Origin of the sequence: Exiguobacterium artemiae (assembly GCF_033342815.1) — a bacterium.
GTDB classification, from domain to species: domain Bacteria; phylum Bacillota; class Bacilli; order Exiguobacteriales; family Exiguobacteriaceae; genus Exiguobacterium_A; species Exiguobacterium_A artemiae_A.
Window position 1 is genome coordinate 43,942 of the sequence record NZ_JAWPEN010000009.1, and the last position, 15,809, is coordinate 59,750.

At 49.5% G+C, this 15,809-nt stretch carries 17 protein-coding genes and 2 pseudogenes; 12 read left to right on the plus strand and 7 right to left on the minus strand.

The genetic code is table 11. The annotated features are described in order from the left end of the window. Nucleotides 1-11 precede the first annotated feature (11 nt). On the plus strand, nucleotides 12-269 hold the full coding sequence (locus tag R7V76_RS09930; protein ID WP_318092312.1) for a hypothetical protein: 258 nt from the start codon (nucleotides 12-14) through the stop codon (nucleotides 267-269). A 40-nt stretch (nucleotides 270-309) separates the two neighbouring features. Here the strand turns inward: R7V76_RS09930 and R7V76_RS09935 are convergent, their stop codons facing one another. Genes R7V76_RS09935 through R7V76_RS09945 form a run of 3 tightly spaced genes read right to left on the minus strand, consistent with a single transcriptional unit; the run spans nucleotide 310 to nucleotide 2,081 of the window. Then, nucleotides 310-714 (minus strand): DUF350 domain-containing protein, encoded by a 405-nt coding sequence (locus tag R7V76_RS09935; RefSeq protein ID WP_026828679.1) that lies wholly within the window; start codon nucleotides 712-714, stop codon nucleotides 310-312. 12 nt (nucleotides 715-726) lie between these two features. Beyond that, nucleotides 727-903 (minus strand): hypothetical protein, encoded by a 177-nt coding sequence (locus R7V76_RS09940; protein ID WP_290830598.1) that lies wholly within the window; start codon nucleotides 901-903, stop codon nucleotides 727-729. A gap of 56 nt (nucleotides 904-959) precedes the next feature. After that, nucleotides 960-2,081 carry a GGDEF domain-containing protein gene (locus R7V76_RS09945; RefSeq protein WP_318092314.1) on the minus strand — a complete coding sequence of 374 codons (1,122 nt, stop codon included), beginning with the start codon at nucleotides 2,079-2,081 and terminating at the stop codon, nucleotides 960-962. Nucleotides 2,082-2,335: 254 nt separating this feature from the next. On the opposite strand from R7V76_RS09945, the pseudogene R7V76_RS16735 reads away from it, so the two are divergent. The 9 genes and pseudogenes from R7V76_RS16735 to R7V76_RS09985 form a co-directional block, all read left to right on the plus strand. Beyond that, a pseudogene (locus tag R7V76_RS16735) lies at nucleotides 2,336-2,981 on the plus strand (GntP family permease); the annotation flags it as partial. 86 nt (nucleotides 2,982-3,067) lie between these two features. Further along, nucleotides 3,068-3,775: pseudogene (locus R7V76_RS16740) on the plus strand (GntP family permease); the annotation flags it as partial. A gap of 32 nt (nucleotides 3,776-3,807) precedes the next feature. Beyond that, nucleotides 3,808-4,509, plus strand: a complete 702-nt coding sequence (locus tag R7V76_RS09955) for a CoA transferase subunit A (RefSeq protein ID WP_318092317.1) — start codon at nucleotides 3,808-3,810, stop codon at nucleotides 4,507-4,509. A 12-nt stretch (nucleotides 4,510-4,521) separates the two neighbouring features. Next, nucleotides 4,522-5,184, plus strand: a complete 663-nt coding sequence (locus R7V76_RS09960; protein WP_318092318.1) for a 3-oxoacid CoA-transferase subunit B — start codon at nucleotides 4,522-4,524, stop codon at nucleotides 5,182-5,184. A 5-nt stretch (nucleotides 5,185-5,189) separates the two neighbouring features. Then, a complete protein-coding gene (locus tag R7V76_RS09965) occupies nucleotides 5,190-5,966 on the plus strand; it encodes a 3-hydroxybutyrate dehydrogenase (protein WP_318092319.1) in 777 nt (258 codons plus the stop codon). A gap of 13 nt (nucleotides 5,967-5,979) precedes the next feature. Further along, complete coding sequence (locus R7V76_RS09970) at nucleotides 5,980-7,170, plus strand: acetyl-CoA C-acetyltransferase (protein ID WP_318092320.1); 1,191 nt, start codon at nucleotides 5,980-5,982, stop codon at nucleotides 7,168-7,170. A 355-nt stretch (nucleotides 7,171-7,525) separates the two neighbouring features. Continuing rightward, nucleotides 7,526-8,272, plus strand: a complete 747-nt coding sequence (locus tag R7V76_RS09975; RefSeq protein WP_318092322.1) for a methionine ABC transporter ATP-binding protein — start codon at nucleotides 7,526-7,528, stop codon at nucleotides 8,270-8,272. Continuing rightward, nucleotides 8,265-8,927 carry a methionine ABC transporter permease gene (locus tag R7V76_RS09980; protein WP_318092323.1) on the plus strand — a complete coding sequence of 221 codons (663 nt, stop codon included), beginning with the start codon at nucleotides 8,265-8,267 and terminating at the stop codon, nucleotides 8,925-8,927. Before R7V76_RS09975 ends, R7V76_RS09980 begins: the two co-directional genes overlap by 8 nt. Nucleotides 8,928-8,946: 19 nt before the next feature. Beyond that, entirely contained in the window at nucleotides 8,947-9,765 is an 819-nt protein-coding gene (locus tag R7V76_RS09985; RefSeq protein ID WP_318092325.1) for a MetQ/NlpA family ABC transporter substrate-binding protein, read from the plus strand. A gap of 95 nt (nucleotides 9,766-9,860) precedes the next feature. Here R7V76_RS09985 and R7V76_RS09990 read toward each other — a convergent pair whose 3' ends face one another. Further along, nucleotides 9,861-10,805 carry a DUF2268 domain-containing putative Zn-dependent protease gene (locus tag R7V76_RS09990; protein ID WP_318092326.1) on the minus strand — a complete coding sequence of 315 codons (945 nt, stop codon included), beginning with the start codon at nucleotides 10,803-10,805 and terminating at the stop codon, nucleotides 9,861-9,863. 295 nt (nucleotides 10,806-11,100) lie between these two features. Here R7V76_RS09990 and brnQ point away from each other — a divergent pair, with 295 nt between their 5' ends. After that, the gene (brnQ, locus tag R7V76_RS09995) at nucleotides 11,101-12,441 is read left to right on the plus strand and encodes a branched-chain amino acid transport system II carrier protein (RefSeq protein ID WP_318092327.1); all 1,341 of its coding nucleotides are present in this window, start codon (nucleotides 11,101-11,103) and stop codon (nucleotides 12,439-12,441) included. A 138-nt stretch (nucleotides 12,442-12,579) separates the two neighbouring features. After that, nucleotides 12,580-13,689: a glycerol dehydrogenase gene (locus R7V76_RS10000; RefSeq protein ID WP_318092328.1), complete on the plus strand. Its 1,110-nt coding sequence runs from the start codon at nucleotides 12,580-12,582 to the stop codon at nucleotides 13,687-13,689. 81 nt (nucleotides 13,690-13,770) lie between these two features. On the opposite strand, the gene R7V76_RS10005 is transcribed toward R7V76_RS10000, so the two are convergent. The 3 genes from R7V76_RS10005 to R7V76_RS10015 all read right to left on the minus strand — a co-directional run bounded on the left by R7V76_RS10005 (nucleotide 13,771) and on the right by R7V76_RS10015 (nucleotide 15,699). Then, complete coding sequence (locus tag R7V76_RS10005) at nucleotides 13,771-14,700, minus strand: cation diffusion facilitator family transporter (RefSeq protein ID WP_318092329.1); 930 nt, start codon at nucleotides 14,698-14,700, stop codon at nucleotides 13,771-13,773. A gap of 209 nt (nucleotides 14,701-14,909) precedes the next feature. Next, nucleotides 14,910-15,137: a M23 family metallopeptidase gene (locus R7V76_RS10010; protein WP_318092330.1), complete on the minus strand. Its 228-nt coding sequence runs from the start codon at nucleotides 15,135-15,137 to the stop codon at nucleotides 14,910-14,912. Beyond that, entirely contained in the window at nucleotides 15,118-15,699 is a 582-nt protein-coding gene (locus tag R7V76_RS10015; protein WP_318092331.1) for an SH3 domain-containing protein, read from the minus strand. The genes R7V76_RS10010 and R7V76_RS10015 overlap by 20 nt, the downstream gene beginning before the upstream one ends. Between the last annotated feature and the right edge of the window lie 110 nt (nucleotides 15,700-15,809).

Genomic DNA, 15,809 nt, shown 5'->3' on the forward strand with positions numbered 1-15,809 from the left:
AAGGGAAACCGATGCGGTTACGAAAACGATATGTATTCGGAGCAAGTGTCTTGGCGGGGGCCGGACTTCTATTATTGAAGAACAAGGATAAACGAAGTGCGGATCCGCTAAAAGAATATTTAACGCATCTCGATCAGGACTCCAGTCCGGATGCCGATAAGGATCCGGATGAAGTCGGATTGACGAAACTCGACTCGATTTACCGGGCGGAGTGGCAGGCAAACGGCTATCCCCGTTCGCAAAAAGAACTGGAAGATCTGGAAAAATAAAAAGCGCCGACAATCCATTAGCGGATTGTTGGCGCTCTTTTTAGTATGTAAGGGAACCTGCGATGATCAGACCGATTGAAATCGACAGGAACAGCAATAACAAACCGACGGCTTCATTATTGGCATCAATTTCTTTTGTCATGCTGATCCGCGGAATGATCAAGTCTGCCAAATAGAACAGGACGATTTGGAAGACGATGGCGAGGGCACCCCATAACACCATATCGAGAATACTGACCGAGTTTGTGATACTTGAGTAAAGGACGATCGCAAGACCGAGAATCCGTCCGCCGAACGCGTAGACGGCCGCTTTTTTCCCCTGACGGATCAGTTCCATCTCTTTTGATTTCGTCGTTACTTCAAACAAGACGACTCCGATTGCAAGCAAAAGTGTGGCGACACCGATGTACGCAAGGGTCGAGACAAACAGTTCACTGAAGCCCATCGTATTTCCTCCTTAAGAATGATTGGATTTGTTTCGTTCTTTTCGTTGTTGCCAGGCGACATACCCTTCGAGCATCGCGCCGACTAAAATCCCGGCAGAGACATACAGGTAAAAGTTATCGCCGATGTAACCGAAGAGCAGACCAAGCAATAGACCGATGATAATGTAAGGTCCTTTTGTTAATTTCATGATGAATCACCTTCCTCATCATCAAACGTAGCCGATTTTTCCGGATTCGTCCATCCCTAATCGACAGGATGGGTAATCGCCACTTCAAGTTCCTTTACAAAAAGCGTTACTTGATTCCGTCCGTTTTGTTTGGAATGGTACAATGCGACGTCCGCATCTGTGACCAGCTGCTGAATCTCGGGTGTGGATTTCGGAAAATGAGCGACGCCGAATGAGGCGCTCAACGGTAACAGCGTACCGTTTGGCAGTTGAAACGGCGAAGTGGCAATCCGTTCCCGTAATTGTTCTGCGAGCGCCAGGACTTTCGGGACCGTCAACTGTTCGACGAGAACAGAAAATTCTTCGCCGCCGTTGCGGGAGATGAATCCGGCATCCGTCACACCGTCCCGCAAACGGGAAGCGAATTGTCGCAGGACCGCGTCGCCGGCTTCGTGACCGAACGTGTCATTGACATGCTTGAAGTGATCGATGTCAATCGTAATCAAAGCCACTTCATGCTGCTGTAAGATCGTTTGTTGCTTTAAATCATCAAAATGATCCGTAAAAGCACGGAAATTATGCAGCCCGGTCAAGAAGTCGCGTTGTGCCGTTTGCTGCCAGGTCCGCATCGACTGTTTTGTCAACCGGATATCGCGGATGACGACAAGCGCGAGCCAACTGCTGATGAACGAGGCCGGCAACACCACACTGAGAATATCGAAGATCAGTCCCGTGTCAGCTAAGACGTACGTCAAGACGAGCCCGTGCAGAACCGTCCCATAAATCGTCACGATTGTAAAAGTCCGCTTGGAGTAGATTGGTAACCATTTGACGAGAAGCGACGTTCCGGCAGCTATCAAGAGAATGAACAGTGCCGCGGCATACGCCGAACTGTTCAAACTGACGCTGAAACGGTACAGGATGATGACGGCAGTCACAATCATCGTCGGCAACGGACCGGCGAAATAGGCGGCGACGATGACGGGAATGTGCCGCAAATCGATCAGGATACCGGGAGCCGGTTCAAAAGTCATCTGCATCAGCAACCAAGATAAGATACTCAGGCTGATTCCGTACAGAATGCGGACCGAACGTTTGGAATCGACGGTAATCGGATGAGGTGACAGCTTTCCAAGGAGATAAAAGCCGCTCATCAATAGGGTCAGGTTATGGAGAAGGTCATACAGAATCGTTTTCAAATTTACGCACCTTGCTTTCGTCTTATAAATCCTTCTACCGTTAGAATACGCTATTAACGTTAAATAGTCCTTCATCCGGCTATAAGATTTCCAAAAAAGACTTCAAAAATGAAATGTGTCTATAATGTGAAGTTATAGGACCTATAAGTTGTACTTATAGTTTTGCGGTTTTTGATTGACCATTTGTGGATTCAATTGTTAAATGATGAAGAAGCAATTGAAAGCGCTTACTAAAAATTAAAAGGAGATTCATCATGGAACTGATTATTATTCTTCTTGCCTTATCTTTATTAATGTTCGTGGCGTACCGTGGCTTTTCAGTCATCCTGTTTGCTCCGATCTGTGCATTGTTCGCCGTCCTATTGACGAACCCGGATTGGGTCTTACCGTTCTTCTCGAATATCTTCATGGAAAAAATGGTCGGATTCATTAAGGCCTACTTCCCGGTCTTCCTTCTCGGAGCCATTTTCGGGAAAGTCGTCGAGATGTCAGGAATCGCCGAATCGATTGCGAAGTCAATCATTCGGATGATCGGAGCGAAACGGGCGATTCTCGCCATCGTGCTGCTCGGAGCCATCTTGACATACAGCGGCGTCAGCCTGTTCGTCGTCGTCTTCGCCGTCTATCCGTTCGCAGCCAATCTGTTCCGGGAAGCGAATATCCCGAAACGTCTGATTCCGGGAACGATTGCTCTCGGTGCGTTTACATTTACGATGGACGCTCTGCCGGGGACACCGCAAATCCAGAACGTCATTCCAACGACGTTCTTTAAAACAGATATTTACGCAGCACCGATCATGGGATCGGTCGGCGGTTTGATTATTTTGACGGTCGGGATGTTCTATCTCGAATCGCGTAAACGCAAAGCTCATCAAGCAGGGGAAGGGTATGCCGGCTTTGAAGCGACAGCCGCCAGCACGGCTCCGCAAATGGAGTTGAAAAATGAACCGGAAATGACGCTTGAGACAGCGCAGCAGCCGGTCTATCGCCAAGTCCTGGCATTTGTTCCGTTAATTTTAGTCGCCGTCATGAACAAATACTTTACGCTGGCGATTCCGAACTGGTATCCGGAAGGCTTTGATTTCGCTGCGATTGGTCTCGAAGCGTTCGGTAAAATCGAGACACCGGCTGTTTTGGCCATCTGGTCCGTTCAAATGGCCTTGATTATCGGTATCATCTCCGCCATGCTGTATGACTTCAAAAAAATCCGGACGAACTTCCAGGCCGGTCTGAACCTTAGTATCGGTGGTGCGTTACTGGCCGTCATGAATACAGGTGCCGAGTATGGCTTCGGTGGTGTCATCGCCGCGTTACCGGGCTTCAAGACGGTTTCGAACGGTATTTCGTCAACGTTCACCGATCCGCTCGTCAACGGGGCGGTCACGACGACGGCACTTGCCGGTGTGACCGGTTCCGCGTCCGGCGGTATGGGAATCGCCCTCAGTGCGATGTCGGATAAATATACACAGGCAATCACTTCCGGCGGCGTTCCGCCGGAAGTCATGCACCGGGTCATCTCGATGGCGTCCGGCGGTATGGATACGTTACCGCATAACGGAGCGGTCATCACCTTGCTTGCGGTTACCGGCTTGACACACCGTCAATCGTACCGGGACATCTTTATGATTACGATTTTAAAAACAGTGACGGTCTTCCTGATGATCGGACTGTACAATCTGACAGGTCTGTATTAAGCAACGGGGATTAAAAAAGGGGGAAATGAACGATGCAACAGGGAAAAATCTACGATTCATTTACAGAAGCGACAGCCGACATCTTTGACGGCGCGACGCTCGTCGTCGGCGGGTTCGGTTTGTGCGGGATTCCGGAAAAATCGATTGCTGCCTTACAGGAACAAGGCGTCAAGGACTTGACGGTCGTCAGTAACAACTGTGGCGTCGATGACTTCGGACTCGGCATCTTATTACAATCCCGCCAGATCAAAAAGATGGTCTCATCGTACGTCGGGGAAAATAAGACGTTTGAGCAACAGTACTTAAGCGGTGAGATTGAAGTCGATCTCGTGCCGCAGGGCACACTGGCGGAGCGGATCCGGGCCGGCGGAGCAGGCATTCCCGGCTTTTATACACCAACCGGCGTCGGGACACCGATTGCGGAAGGGAAGGAACAAAAAGAGTTTGACGGCAAGACCTATCTGCTCGAGGAAGGCATTGTCGGCGACTTTGCCCTTGTCAAAGCCTGGAAAGCGGACAAGCTCGGGAATCTCGTCTTCCGGAAAACATCGCGGAACTTTAATCCGCTTGTCGCAACAGCTGGAAAAGTGACGATCGTTGAAGTCGAAGAACTGGTCGAAGTCGGTGAACTCGATCCAAATGAAATTCATACACCGGCTGTCTACGTCCAACGGATCATCGTCGGGACGGACTACGAAAAACGGATCGAACGCCGGACAGTCCGGGAAGCATAAGGGGGAGATATTATGGCAACGTCAAGAGAAATCATTATTAACCGTGCCCTGCAGGAAATCGAGGACGGCATGTACGTTAATCTCGGCATCGGAATTCCGACACTGATCGCCAATGCGATTCCGGATGATGTCCACGTCATGCTGCAATCGGAAAATGGATTGCTCGGCATCGGACCATATCCGCTTGAGCATGAAATCGATGCTGACGAAATCAATGCCGGCAAAGAGACGGTCACGGCACAAAAAGGCGCGTCGTACTTCGACAGTGCCGAATCGTTTGCCATGATCCGCGGCGGTCATATTGATCTCGCGATTCTCGGCGGGATGGAAGTCGCCGAAAACGGGGATCTCGCGAACTGGATGATTCCCGGCAAGATGGTCAAAGGAATGGGTGGAGCAATGGATCTCGTCAACGGCGCCAAGCGGGTCGTCATCATCATGGAACACGTCAATAAGTACGGCGAGTCAAAGGTTAAAACACGTTGTACGTTACCGTTGACGGGCAGCCAGGTCGTCAACCGGTTGATCACGGATAAAGCTGTCTTTGATTTCACGGAAGCCGGAATGGTCTTAATCGAGACGTTAAACGGATTGACGGTCGAAGACATCCGCAACGTCACGGAAGCGGACTTTACCGTCAGTCCGGAACTTGAACGCATCAGCATAGGGGAGTGAGTCAGATGGTCAACGGAGATATCGTCCTCGTGACGGGAGCAGGAAGCGGAATCGGGCTTGAAATTTCAAAAGCCTTCGCCGAAGCAGGAGCAAAGGTCGTCATTACGGACGTCAACACGGAAGCAGCTGAAACAGCGGCAAAGTCATTGCAGGAAGCGGGACACGATGTCATCGGACTGACGCTGAACGTGACGGATGAAACCGAAGTCCAGTCTGTGTTTGCCGAAACGATAAAACAGTACGGTCGGATTGATGTATTAATCAACAACGCCGGTCTGCAACATGTCTCACCGATTGAAGATTTTCCGACGGAGAAGTTTGAGTTGATGATCAAAATCATGTTGACGGCACCGTTTATGGCGATCAAGCATGTTTTCCCGATCATGAAGGACCAAAGATACGGTCGGATCATCAACATGGCATCAATCAACGGGCTGATCGGCTTTGCCGGAAAAGCGGCCTATAATTCTGCGAAACACGGTCTCCTCGGTCTGACGAAAGTGGCAGCACTCGAAGGGGCGGAACACGGGATCACGGTCAATGCCTTATGCCCGGGTTATGTCGATACACCGCTCGTCCGTAATCAGATGGCGGATCTTGCGAAGACACGACAAGTCGAACTGGAAAAAGTCCTCGAAGACGTCATCTATCCGCTTGTCCCGCAAAAACGGTTGCTTGCGGTCGAGGAAATCGCGGATTATGCGTTATTCCTCGCGAGCCGTAAAGCAAAAGGCATTACCGGTCAGGCAAACGTCCTGGACGGCGGTTACACGATTCAATAAGGGGGACATCAGGATGAGTGAGCAAGTTGTCATCGTCAGTGCGACACGAACAGCAATCGGCAGTTTTAACGGCAGTTTAAAGGACGTCCCGGCAACGAAACTCGGGGCAACGGTCATTCAGGCGGCACTCGAACAAGCGAATGTCGCGCCGCATCTCGTTGAAGAAGTCATCATGGGCAACGTTTTGCAGGCGGGACTCGGACAAAATCCGGCCCGTCAGGCAAGTCTCTTCGCCGGTCTTCCGGAAACGGTTCCGGCCATGACGATCAACAAAGTCTGTGGTTCCGGTCTGAAGGCAATCCACCTTGCCTTTCAAGCCATCAAATCCGGGGAAGCCGACATCATCGTCGCCGGCGGAATGGAAAACATGAGTCAGGCACCGTATCTCTTGGGCGGAGCCCGGACCGGCTTACGCATGGGCGACCAGCCGTTAGTCGATACGATCATCAAAGACGGTCTCGAATGTGCCTTTAATGATTATCATATGGGGATTACAGCGGAAAACCTGGCCGATCAATATGCGATTTCCCGCGAAGCCCAGGACCAGTTCGCAGCAGCCAGTCAACAAAAAGCGGGACAGGCGATCGAAGCGGACCGTTTCCAGGCGGAAATCACACCGGTTGAGATTCCGCAGCGTAAAGGTGATCCGGTTGTCTTTAAGGAAGATGAGTTCCCGCGTGCCGGAACAACTGCAGAGTCACTGACCCGCTTGCGTCCGGCCTTCAAAAAAGGCGGTACAGTTACAGCCGGCAACGCCTCCGGCATCAATGACGGAGCGGCAGCAGTCGTCGTCATGTCGGCCCGCAAAGCGAAAGAACTCGGTCTGACACCACTCGTTGAAATCGTTGCGAACGGAACGTCCGGCGTCGATCCGAGCATCATGGGGATTGGTCCCGTCAAGGCGGTCGGACAGGCGTTGCAAAAAGCCGGTCTGAGCCTGGACGCAATCGACGTCATCGAAGCGAACGAAGCGTTTGCCGCCCAGTCACTGGCAGTCGACGCAGAACTCCGGTTTGATCCGGCGAAGCTAAACCGTAACGGCGGCGCGATTGCGCTCGGTCATCCGATTGGCGCGAGCGGAACACGCATCATGGTTACCCTGATTCATGAGATGTTACGGACCGGCGAAAGCCATGGTCTCGCAACTCTATGCATCGGCGGCGGTCAAGGAATCGCGACGATCGTCAAGAAATTTGAAGGATGATCCTGGTTGTTAAACAGTAAAAATTGAAGAGGCTGACTCTAAAAGGAAGCACTCATTTTTCACGCCATTTCCTCAGGCGAGACACAAGCCAGTTTTCCTGCCCAAAGGCAGGAAAGCGGGTCTTGTTTGTCTCTGACAGCGCAAAAATGCGCTTTTTCCTGCAGGAGTTGCGTGAAAAGAGTGTTTCTTTTTTGAAATCACGGTGGCGGAATAACAATCTGCCACCTTTCTTTTAGCGTTGGTTTGAATGGTTTACCTAATTAGCGAAATGACGCGGGAAAGAAAAAGAGCACAGGGCATGACAAAAAGAGCCGGTTTACGGTAGAATGGAACACGTTGTAAGGGAGGGTGTCAGATGATTTCATTACAGAATGTCAGTAAAGCTTTTTCCGGACAGCCGGTCATCCAGTCTGTCGCCCTCTCGATTGAACAGGGCGAAGTGCATGGAATCATCGGAGCGAGCGGAGCCGGGAAATCAACGTTGCTCCGGCTGATGAATCTGCTGGAACGACCGGATACCGGTCGGATCGAATTTGATGGAATGGATTTAACGAACCTGTCGAACCGACAGCTTCGGCAGACCCGGCAAAATATCGGCATGATTTTTCAGGACTTTAATCTGGTCGGGAACAAGACGGTCGAACAAAACATTGCCGTTTCGCTTGAACTGGCCGGTGTCAAAAAGCGGGAGCGGACGGAACGGATTCAGGAGTGTCTCCGGTTTGTTGGACTGGAATCCTTTGCCCGGAAGTATCCGTCTGAACTGAGCGGGGGACAGAAACAGCGTGTCGCGATTGGCCGGGCGCTCGCCAATCGGCCGCGTGTCCTGTTATGTGACGAACCGACGTCGTCGCTTGACCCGAGTACGACGTCAGAAATCCTGCGTGTGTTGCAGAATATCAATCAGACGCTTGGCGTGACGATTGTCCTCGTCAGCCATGAGATGAACGTGATTCAGAGCATCTGCAACCGGGTCACGGTCATGGCGGACGGCCGGATTGAAGCGACCGTAGCGACCGAGCCGGCGGGGATCACGGAAATTACAAGTGATGCCGGTTGGTTCCTGACCCAATTGACAGATCGGAGGGATCCACATGCCTGACATCGTGCTTGAATATGCTTCGGAAATCAGACTGGCGATCGGACAAACGTTCGTGATGGTCGGTATCTCGATTCTCGCGGCAGTTCTCGTCGGTTTACCGCTCGGAACCTGGCTCTATCTGTCACGTAAAGGACAGTTGTTATCGAACCGGTTCGTCTTCTCGAGTCTTAATTTATTCGTTAATACAATCCGCTCATTTCCGTTTTTATTGCTCGTCGTTTTCCTGATTCCGTTTACGCGGCTCATCATCGGGACGGCGATTGGAACAGCAGCGGCGACCGTCCCACTGGCGGTCATTGCCATTGCCCATTACTCACGGCTCGTCGAACAATCGTTGCTTGAAGTGCCGAAAGGTGTCATCGAGGCGGCCGTCTCGATGGGCGCCTCGACGCGAGAAGTCGTCCTGAAGTTTTTATTTGTTGAAGCCCGGTCCGGCCTTGTCCTCGGTCTGACGACATCAATCGTCAGCTTCATTTCCTACTCGACGATCATGGGGGTTGTCGGGGGCGGAGGTATCGGCGACTTTGCTGTCCGGTACGGCTACCAGCAATTTCAGACGGAATTAATGCTCTATATGATTTTAATCATGGTCGTCCTGGTCCAACTGATTCAATTTGCCGGGACGACCGCAGCACGCTTGCTCGATAAACGTTAACCGAAAGTAGGAATTCAAGATGAAAAAAATCATGGCAGTACTCAGTGTTGTTGTATTGGCGTTAGCTGGATGCGGCAACGCCGATAAAAAAGACGAACAGGAATCGGCGTCAAAAACCGAGACATTAAAAGTCGCGTCACTGATCAAACCGATGACGGAAATTCTCGATCTCGTTAAACCGGAACTCAAAAAAGAGGGCGTTAATCTGGAAGTCGTTGTCCTCAGTGACAACGTGCAGCCGAACAGTGCCCTCGCAGCAAAAGAAGTAGATGCGAACTTCTTCCAGCACGTTCCGTACATGGAAGAATTCAACCGCAATAACAAAGCCAATCTTGTACCGATCAAACCGATTTACTTTGCGAACTACGGTCTGTACTCAAAAGAGTATAAAAAGATGAACCAATTGCCGAAAGGCGCTGTCATTGCCGTCGCAAATGACGTCTCGAACATCGACCGCTCGCTCGCTTTACTTGCCCAACATGATGCGATTCAGTTGAAAAAGAAAAGCGGTCCGTATTACACGATGAAAGACATCACGGAAAACAAACGCGACTTTAAATTCAAGGAAGTGGATTTACTGATGCTGGCCCGTCTTTATGACGATGCAGATGCGGTCATCATGACGCCGGCCTATGCCTCACCGCTCGGTCTGACGCCGAAACAGGATGCGCTCGTCACGGAAGGCGTCGAGAATGACTTTGCGATCACGCTCGTTGCCCGTGAGGACAATCAGGATTCAGAAGCGATTCAAAAACTTGCGAAAGCAATGACAAGTCCGAAAGTCAAAAAATTCCTCGAAGATAATTATGACGAAACGGCGATTCCGGCTTTTAAATGAGTGAACAACTAAAAATATCAAAACCACGAGTTATGTACCTTTTAACAGATACACAACTCGTGGTTTTTGTTATCCTCATTCTGTCCGGATGCTGCTTACCGGATCGTTAATTTTTTCGCATAATCGGTTTTTTCTAAAATATCAGCCGGCGGCATCTGGGTCCATTTGGCGACGGGAACATCTGAATTTTTTTGAATGAAATCCGTCATGATCATAAAGCCGAGCGTATACTGGGCAAGTGGCGGAATGTCTTTGTCATAGTTGCCATATCGTAAATCGTACGCATCGACGTTATGGTTGTTGATCTGTGTCAACAGATTTTCGAGCGTATGATCGAGTAACGGTTCGGTCGCTTCCGATTTCCCTTTTGGATAGACCTGTGCAGCAAACATGTCCGCTTCACCTTCTAACATGATACTGTTGAAGATCGAGTCGTGCGTGTTGCTTTCAAAAGCAACGGTATGGTGGTATTCATGAGCAACGGCATTTGCGAGTGTATCTTTTGAGAAGTCTTTCGCTAAGTAGAGCGTGAACATATCGGTTCCGGAGGCGAAACCGTTGACTCCGCCATGGCGCTTGATCTCGGCCGCATCATGGACATCATAGGGCGCGACGAAGACCGTCAGCTTATCGGTTCGCGGCAATTTTTGAATTGAAGTCTGCAGACTTTTCTTAATCTGTTGCTGAATGGCATCTTGATGTTTTTTTAAGTAGGCGATCGTTTTGTTCAGTTCTTCTGCATTATCGGTCGGAATTTCTAAAATCCGCCGGTCTGTATAGGTATCTGTCAGTTTTTCTTTTTCAATCCATTTGTTTTTCGCAGCCATCACATGTTTTTCAAACAGGGCCCCATTCTCGGTCGGCTCTTTTAATGTAGCATCGACATACGACTGATAGGCATCATACAGTGGAATGATTTGAATCGTCTGATGATCTTGTTTGAAGGTCAATTTCTGCGGTTCGGCCTTTTCGGCTTCCGGCGCATCGGAACAGCCGGCAAGCAAACCAGTCAAGGTGGCGGCAAGTAAAAATCGTTTCATATAGATTCCTCCTTTGTCTAAAAAAACCATAATTATCCATACGTGAAGTAGTTGGTGAAAGTTTCATGATTTCCTCCTAGTCAGATGAACTTATGTTACCGATTTCAAAAGAGCAGCCCAAAATGGTAATATTTCGCTATTAAAGGATACGAGAACGTTTTCAGCTAAATTTTCAGAATATTCACCAGATAAACTCCTAGCACGAGGTCATAGACCTATGTTATTCTTTCGAACGAAGTACCTGATTTTGCTGGAGTCAACGAATCAGGTCGTAATTTAATAGTGGAGGTTTCTTATGTCTAAAACAGTTCCAACATCCTTTATCGTCGTCATCGGTATGATGCTGTTTGCCTTGTTTTTCGGGGCCGGAAATTTGATTTTCCCACCGATGCTCGGACAAATGGCAGGGGACAACGTCTGGATTGCCAACGCCGGATTCCTGGTCACAGGTGTCGGTTTGCCGTTACTTGCCATCTTGGCATTTGCTTATTCCGGTGAACCGGACTTACGGGCGATGGCGTCCCGGGTCCATCCGATCTTTGGTCTTGTCTTTGCCATCATCCTGTACTTGGCAATCGGGCCGTTTTTTGCGATTCCGCGTGCCGGAACCGTTTCGTACGAGATTGGCATCAAACCATTCTTCGGAGAAGGGGCATCGTCGACACCCTTGCTGATCTTTTCGATTCTGTTTTATACGGTCGCTTGTCTGTTGTCACTGAATCCGACAAAAATTGTTGATGTCGTCGGCAAAATCCTGACACCGATTAAGATCACATTCATCGGCTTATTGATTCTCGTCGCCGTGATTAAACCCATCGGAAGTTTTCAGAATCCTTTGACGACATATCAGCACAATGCCTTTTTTAACGGGTTCCAGGAAGGCTATTTGACGCTCGATGCACTCGGAGCGTTTGTGTTCGGAATCATCATCATTTCGGCGATTAAAGAAAAAGGCGTTACGTCGAAAAAACAGTTGCTCGTCATTTGTTCGAAAGCTGCTTTGATCGCGGCAAGTTTACTGGCCGTAACGTATTCAGCCCTTGCTTTCATGGGCGCATCGAGCATCTCGAAAATCGGTCCATTGACGAACGGAGCGGAAATTCTGTCGGCGGTGTCCGATTATTACTTCGGCTCATACGGTTCGATTTTACTCGGGTTGATGATCACGGTCGCGTGTCTGACGACGAGTGTCGGTCTGATTACTGCCTGTGCGTCGTTCTTCTCGCTATTGTTGCCGCGGATTTCGTACGTCAAATGGACGATTGGTCTGTCGATTTTCAGTGCACTTGTCGCCAATATCGGACTGACACAGTTGATTGCGATCTCAAAACCGGTTCTGTTGACACTGTATCCGTTAGCGATCTGTCTGATCTTCCTGACGTTCTTACATAACGTCTTTAAAGGAAAACCGGCCGTCTATCAAGGCGCGATGTGGATGACGTTTGCCGTCAGTCTGTTTGACGGATTGAAGGTGGCGAAAGCACCGGTCGAACCGGTCTTGCGTGTCTTTGAAAACGTGTTGCCGTTCTTTTCCGTTGGACTCGGTTGGGTCGTTCCGGCCATCATCGGGGCTGTCCTCGGCGGATTGTTCGGTCGGAAAAAAGCGTACCGGACGGAACAGTCGCGGGTTGCTTAAATTCAATTGGTCTAGAAAGAAGCCGTTTCGATTTCGAGTCGAAACGGTTTTTGGCGTTTAACGAACAGACTGAAAAGGAATGGTTTAAAATGTAAGCCATTGTTGATACTGTCGTTGAAGAAAGAAAGGATGTTGAACATGTCAGAACGTGTTTTCATTAGTCCGGCGAAGTATGTCCAAGGAAAAAACGTCATTGATCGGCTCGGTACATATGTGAGTCCGATTGGCGACGTGGCTCTTGTGATCGCCGATGATGTCGTTTGGAAAATCGTCGAGGAACGTGTCCATGCTTCGTTTTCAGCAGAAGGAATCAAAATTGAAAAAGCAGACTTCAGCGGTGAAGCCTCAAAACATGAGGTCGAACGGATTGCCGCACAAGCAAAGGACGCCGGTGTGAAATTTGTCATGGGAGTCGGGGGCGGGAAGACGCTTGATACGGCAAAAGCCGTGTCGGACGAGTTCCATCTGCCGGTCGTCATCGTACCGACGATTGCTTCGACCGATGCGCCGACAAGTGCACTGTCCGTCATCTATTCGGATGAAGGAATTTTTGAGAGTTACCGTTTTTATAACAAAAATCCGGATCTTGTACTGGTCGATACAAAATTGATTTCCGAAGCACCGGCCCGTTTCTTTGCCTCGGGGATTGCCGATGCACTGGCGACATGGGTCGAAGTCCGGAGTGTCATTGCCTTCGGCGGCACGACAATGGCCGGAGGACGGCCGACGATTGCGGCCGAAGCGATTGCAAAACGCTGTGAAGAAGTGTTGTTTGAGCACGGGCGACTTGCCTATGAGTCGGTTCAGGCAAAGGTTGTCACACCGGCGCTTGAAGCTGTCGTTGAAGCCAATACGTTGCTGAGTGGTCTTGGATTCGAAAGTGGCGGACTGGCAGCAGCACATGCTATCCATAACGGATTCACGGCACTTGACGGAGACATCCACCATTTGACACACGGGGAAAAGGTCGCGTTCGGGACGCTTGTCCAATTGGCGCTCGAAGAACACCCGCAGGAAGAAATCGAACGGTACATTGCGTTCTATATGGATCTTGGACTGCCGGTCACACTGGAAGACGTCAAACTGAAAGATGCGTCACGCGAAGACATCTTAAAAGTCGGACACGCAGCGACGGCAGAAGGTGAGACGATTCACAGCGGCTTTGATGTGACGGCGGATGAAGTGGCGGATGCCATCATTGCCGCTGACCGTTATTCAAAAGCCTATCAGGCGAAATTAAAGATCTGACGAAACGTTGTATGGATGGTAAGCAAAAAGGCGATTCCCGATTGAAGGGAAATCGCCTTTTTGGTTTAAGAATGGTTCTTGTTAATGGACATGCTTCTGTTCCCCATGACAGTACAGCTGATTCTCATGGTCATGCTGAGCGGTCTCAACCTGTATCGTGGCATGAGTGATGCCGACATGTTTTAAGTCATGGTCCAGTTGCTCCCGGATCGACTCCGATTCACGTACTGTCATGTCGTCTTTGACGACGACGTGGCAGGATAACGCATTGTAACCGCTCGTGATTGACCAAATATGAAGATCGTGCAGGCCAAGAATCGCTTCGTTTGTTTGAATGGTCGAGACAACCTGTTCGATATCAACGTCGCTCGGTGTGCCTTCCATCAAGACGTGGACTGCAGCCTTCGTCACGTAATAGCCGCTGCGCAGAACGAGGATCGCGACGATAATGCTGGCGAGCGGATCCGCGATTCCCCAGCCGAAGAACAGAATCAACAGGGCGGCAATGATGGCTCCGATGGATCCGAGCATGTCACTTAAGACATGCAGGTACGCACCGCGCATGTTCAGATTGTCTTCATGCCCGCCGCCGCGGGTCATGATCCAGGCAACGAGCAGGTTCACCAAAAGTCCGAGTGTACTGATGATTAACATCCCGGTCGTTGCGACAGCCGGAGGATTTACGAATCGCTGTACGGCTTCGACAAAGATATAAAGCGAAATGCCGATCAGGGCGACACCGTTAAAGATCGCTGCGAGAATTTCAAACCGTTTCGAACCAAACGTCTTGTTTGCATCCGGCTTCTGGTTTGAGAAGTGAAAGGCCGCGAGTGCGATTGCAAGTGAAATCGAGTCGCTCAGCATATGTCCCGCGTCTGATAACAAAGCCAGACTGTTCGTCCAAAATCCGCCGATTACCTCGACGATCATAAACAGCGTGATGATGGTGAACGAGAGAAGTAATACTTTTTTATTGTTGGTGTGATGATGGTGATCATGATTATGCGCCATAAAAGTCCCTCCTCATAAATTCAAACGTCTATTTGAATTATAAAATATCACATGCCTTAGGTCAATTGATGTATGGTTCATTTCCCACGGATGAAAGAAGATGAAACGCAATCATTGGGCGGTATATATGGTTGTATGAGACATATGAAAAAAACAAAACGCCTCCTTACTTCATGAGAAATAAGGAGGCGTTCGAGTTGTTTGAGTTGTTATAGGTAGTTCAACGGATTGACACTGCTTGCCGCCGATGTTGCACTGTAAACATACGTTCCGCGGTGCAGTTCGAAATGAAGGTGCGTTCCGAACGCATTTCCTGTTTGACCGACAGTGCCGAGTAGTTGACCTTTAGAGACCGATTGTCCGACCGAGACCGATCGGCTGTTCAAATGGGCATAGAGGCTTGTGAATGAAGCACCATCAATCGAATGCTTGACCATAGCCTTGCGTAATCGGACCACTCGTCGGAGTGACGAAATCGTTTGATGCTTTTGTTGCACCACCCGAACTTGTTAAGCTTGTGACGGTATATTTTTTTACATAATCCGCATGAACGAATCGTTTGTTACCGTTATATAAGAATTTGATCCAGTCACCCGTCCGGCCAAGGTAACGGAACGTTTGACCGCTGTTGACGGTTCCGACCTGGGAACTGCTTGTTGAGGAACTGCTTCTGACGCGAAGACTGTCGACCATGATCTTAATTTTATACGATGTCGTAACAGAATATTTTTTGACATATGTAGAAGAGACATAGACTTTGCGTGATCCGTACAGGATTTTCGTCCAGTTCCCGGTTCGGCCTAAGTATTTGTATGTATCGCCTTTATCAAGACCGGTAATGATGCCGTATGTCGTAGCAGGACCGGTTCGTGCCCGTAATCCGTCGTTCATGACTTTGACCTTATAAAACGTTGCCGCATCTGCTTTTGGTACAGCATATGTCGAGAAACCGGCGACGGCGATAGCGGATACCGTCAGCGTAGTAAGTAATTTTTTCAAATCAGTAAATCCTCCTTTGAATCTGTCGGACTGAATCCGTATGTGGGTGGTGCAATATGTAAGGGTGTTCTATGAATTTCTTAGATGAGTGTACCATTAGTAAATTTGTT

Bases quoted from the DNA above. Each gene is read 5' to 3' on its own strand.
- R7V76_RS09930 (WP_318092312.1), top strand. From the start codon at position 12: ATGCGGTTACGAAAACGATATGTATTCGGAGCAAGTGTCTTGGCGGGG.
- R7V76_RS09935 (WP_026828679.1), bottom strand. From the start codon at position 714: ATGGGCTTCAGTGAACTGTTTGTCTCGACCCTTGCGTACATCGGTGTC.
- R7V76_RS09940 (WP_290830598.1), bottom strand. From the start codon at position 903: ATGAAATTAACAAAAGGACCTTACATTATCATCGGTCTATTGCTTGGT.
- R7V76_RS09955 (WP_318092317.1), top strand. From the start codon at position 3,808: ATGCAACAGGGAAAAATCTACGATTCATTTACAGAAGCGACAGCCGAC.
- R7V76_RS09960 (WP_318092318.1), top strand. From the start codon at position 4,522: ATGGCAACGTCAAGAGAAATCATTATTAACCGTGCCCTGCAGGAAATC.
- R7V76_RS09965 (WP_318092319.1), top strand. From the start codon at position 5,190: ATGGTCAACGGAGATATCGTCCTCGTGACGGGAGCAGGAAGCGGAATC.
- R7V76_RS09970 (WP_318092320.1), top strand. From the start codon at position 5,980: ATGAGTGAGCAAGTTGTCATCGTCAGTGCGACACGAACAGCAATCGGC.
- R7V76_RS09975 (WP_318092322.1), top strand. From the start codon at position 7,526: ATGATTTCATTACAGAATGTCAGTAAAGCTTTTTCCGGACAGCCGGTC.
- R7V76_RS09980 (WP_318092323.1), top strand. From the start codon at position 8,265: ATGCCTGACATCGTGCTTGAATATGCTTCGGAAATCAGACTGGCGATC.
- R7V76_RS09985 (WP_318092325.1), top strand. From the start codon at position 8,947: ATGAAAAAAATCATGGCAGTACTCAGTGTTGTTGTATTGGCGTTAGCT.
- R7V76_RS09990 (WP_318092326.1), bottom strand. From the start codon at position 10,805: ATGAAACGATTTTTACTTGCCGCCACCTTGACTGGTTTGCTTGCCGGC.
- brnQ (WP_318092327.1), top strand. From the start codon at position 11,101: ATGTCTAAAACAGTTCCAACATCCTTTATCGTCGTCATCGGTATGATG.
- R7V76_RS10000 (WP_318092328.1), top strand. From the start codon at position 12,580: ATGTCAGAACGTGTTTTCATTAGTCCGGCGAAGTATGTCCAAGGAAAA.
- R7V76_RS10005 (WP_318092329.1), bottom strand. From the start codon at position 14,700: ATGGCGCATAATCATGATCACCATCATCACACCAACAATAAAAAAGTA.
- R7V76_RS10010 (WP_318092330.1), bottom strand. From the start codon at position 15,137: ATGGTCAAGCATTCGATTGATGGTGCTTCATTCACAAGCCTCTATGCC.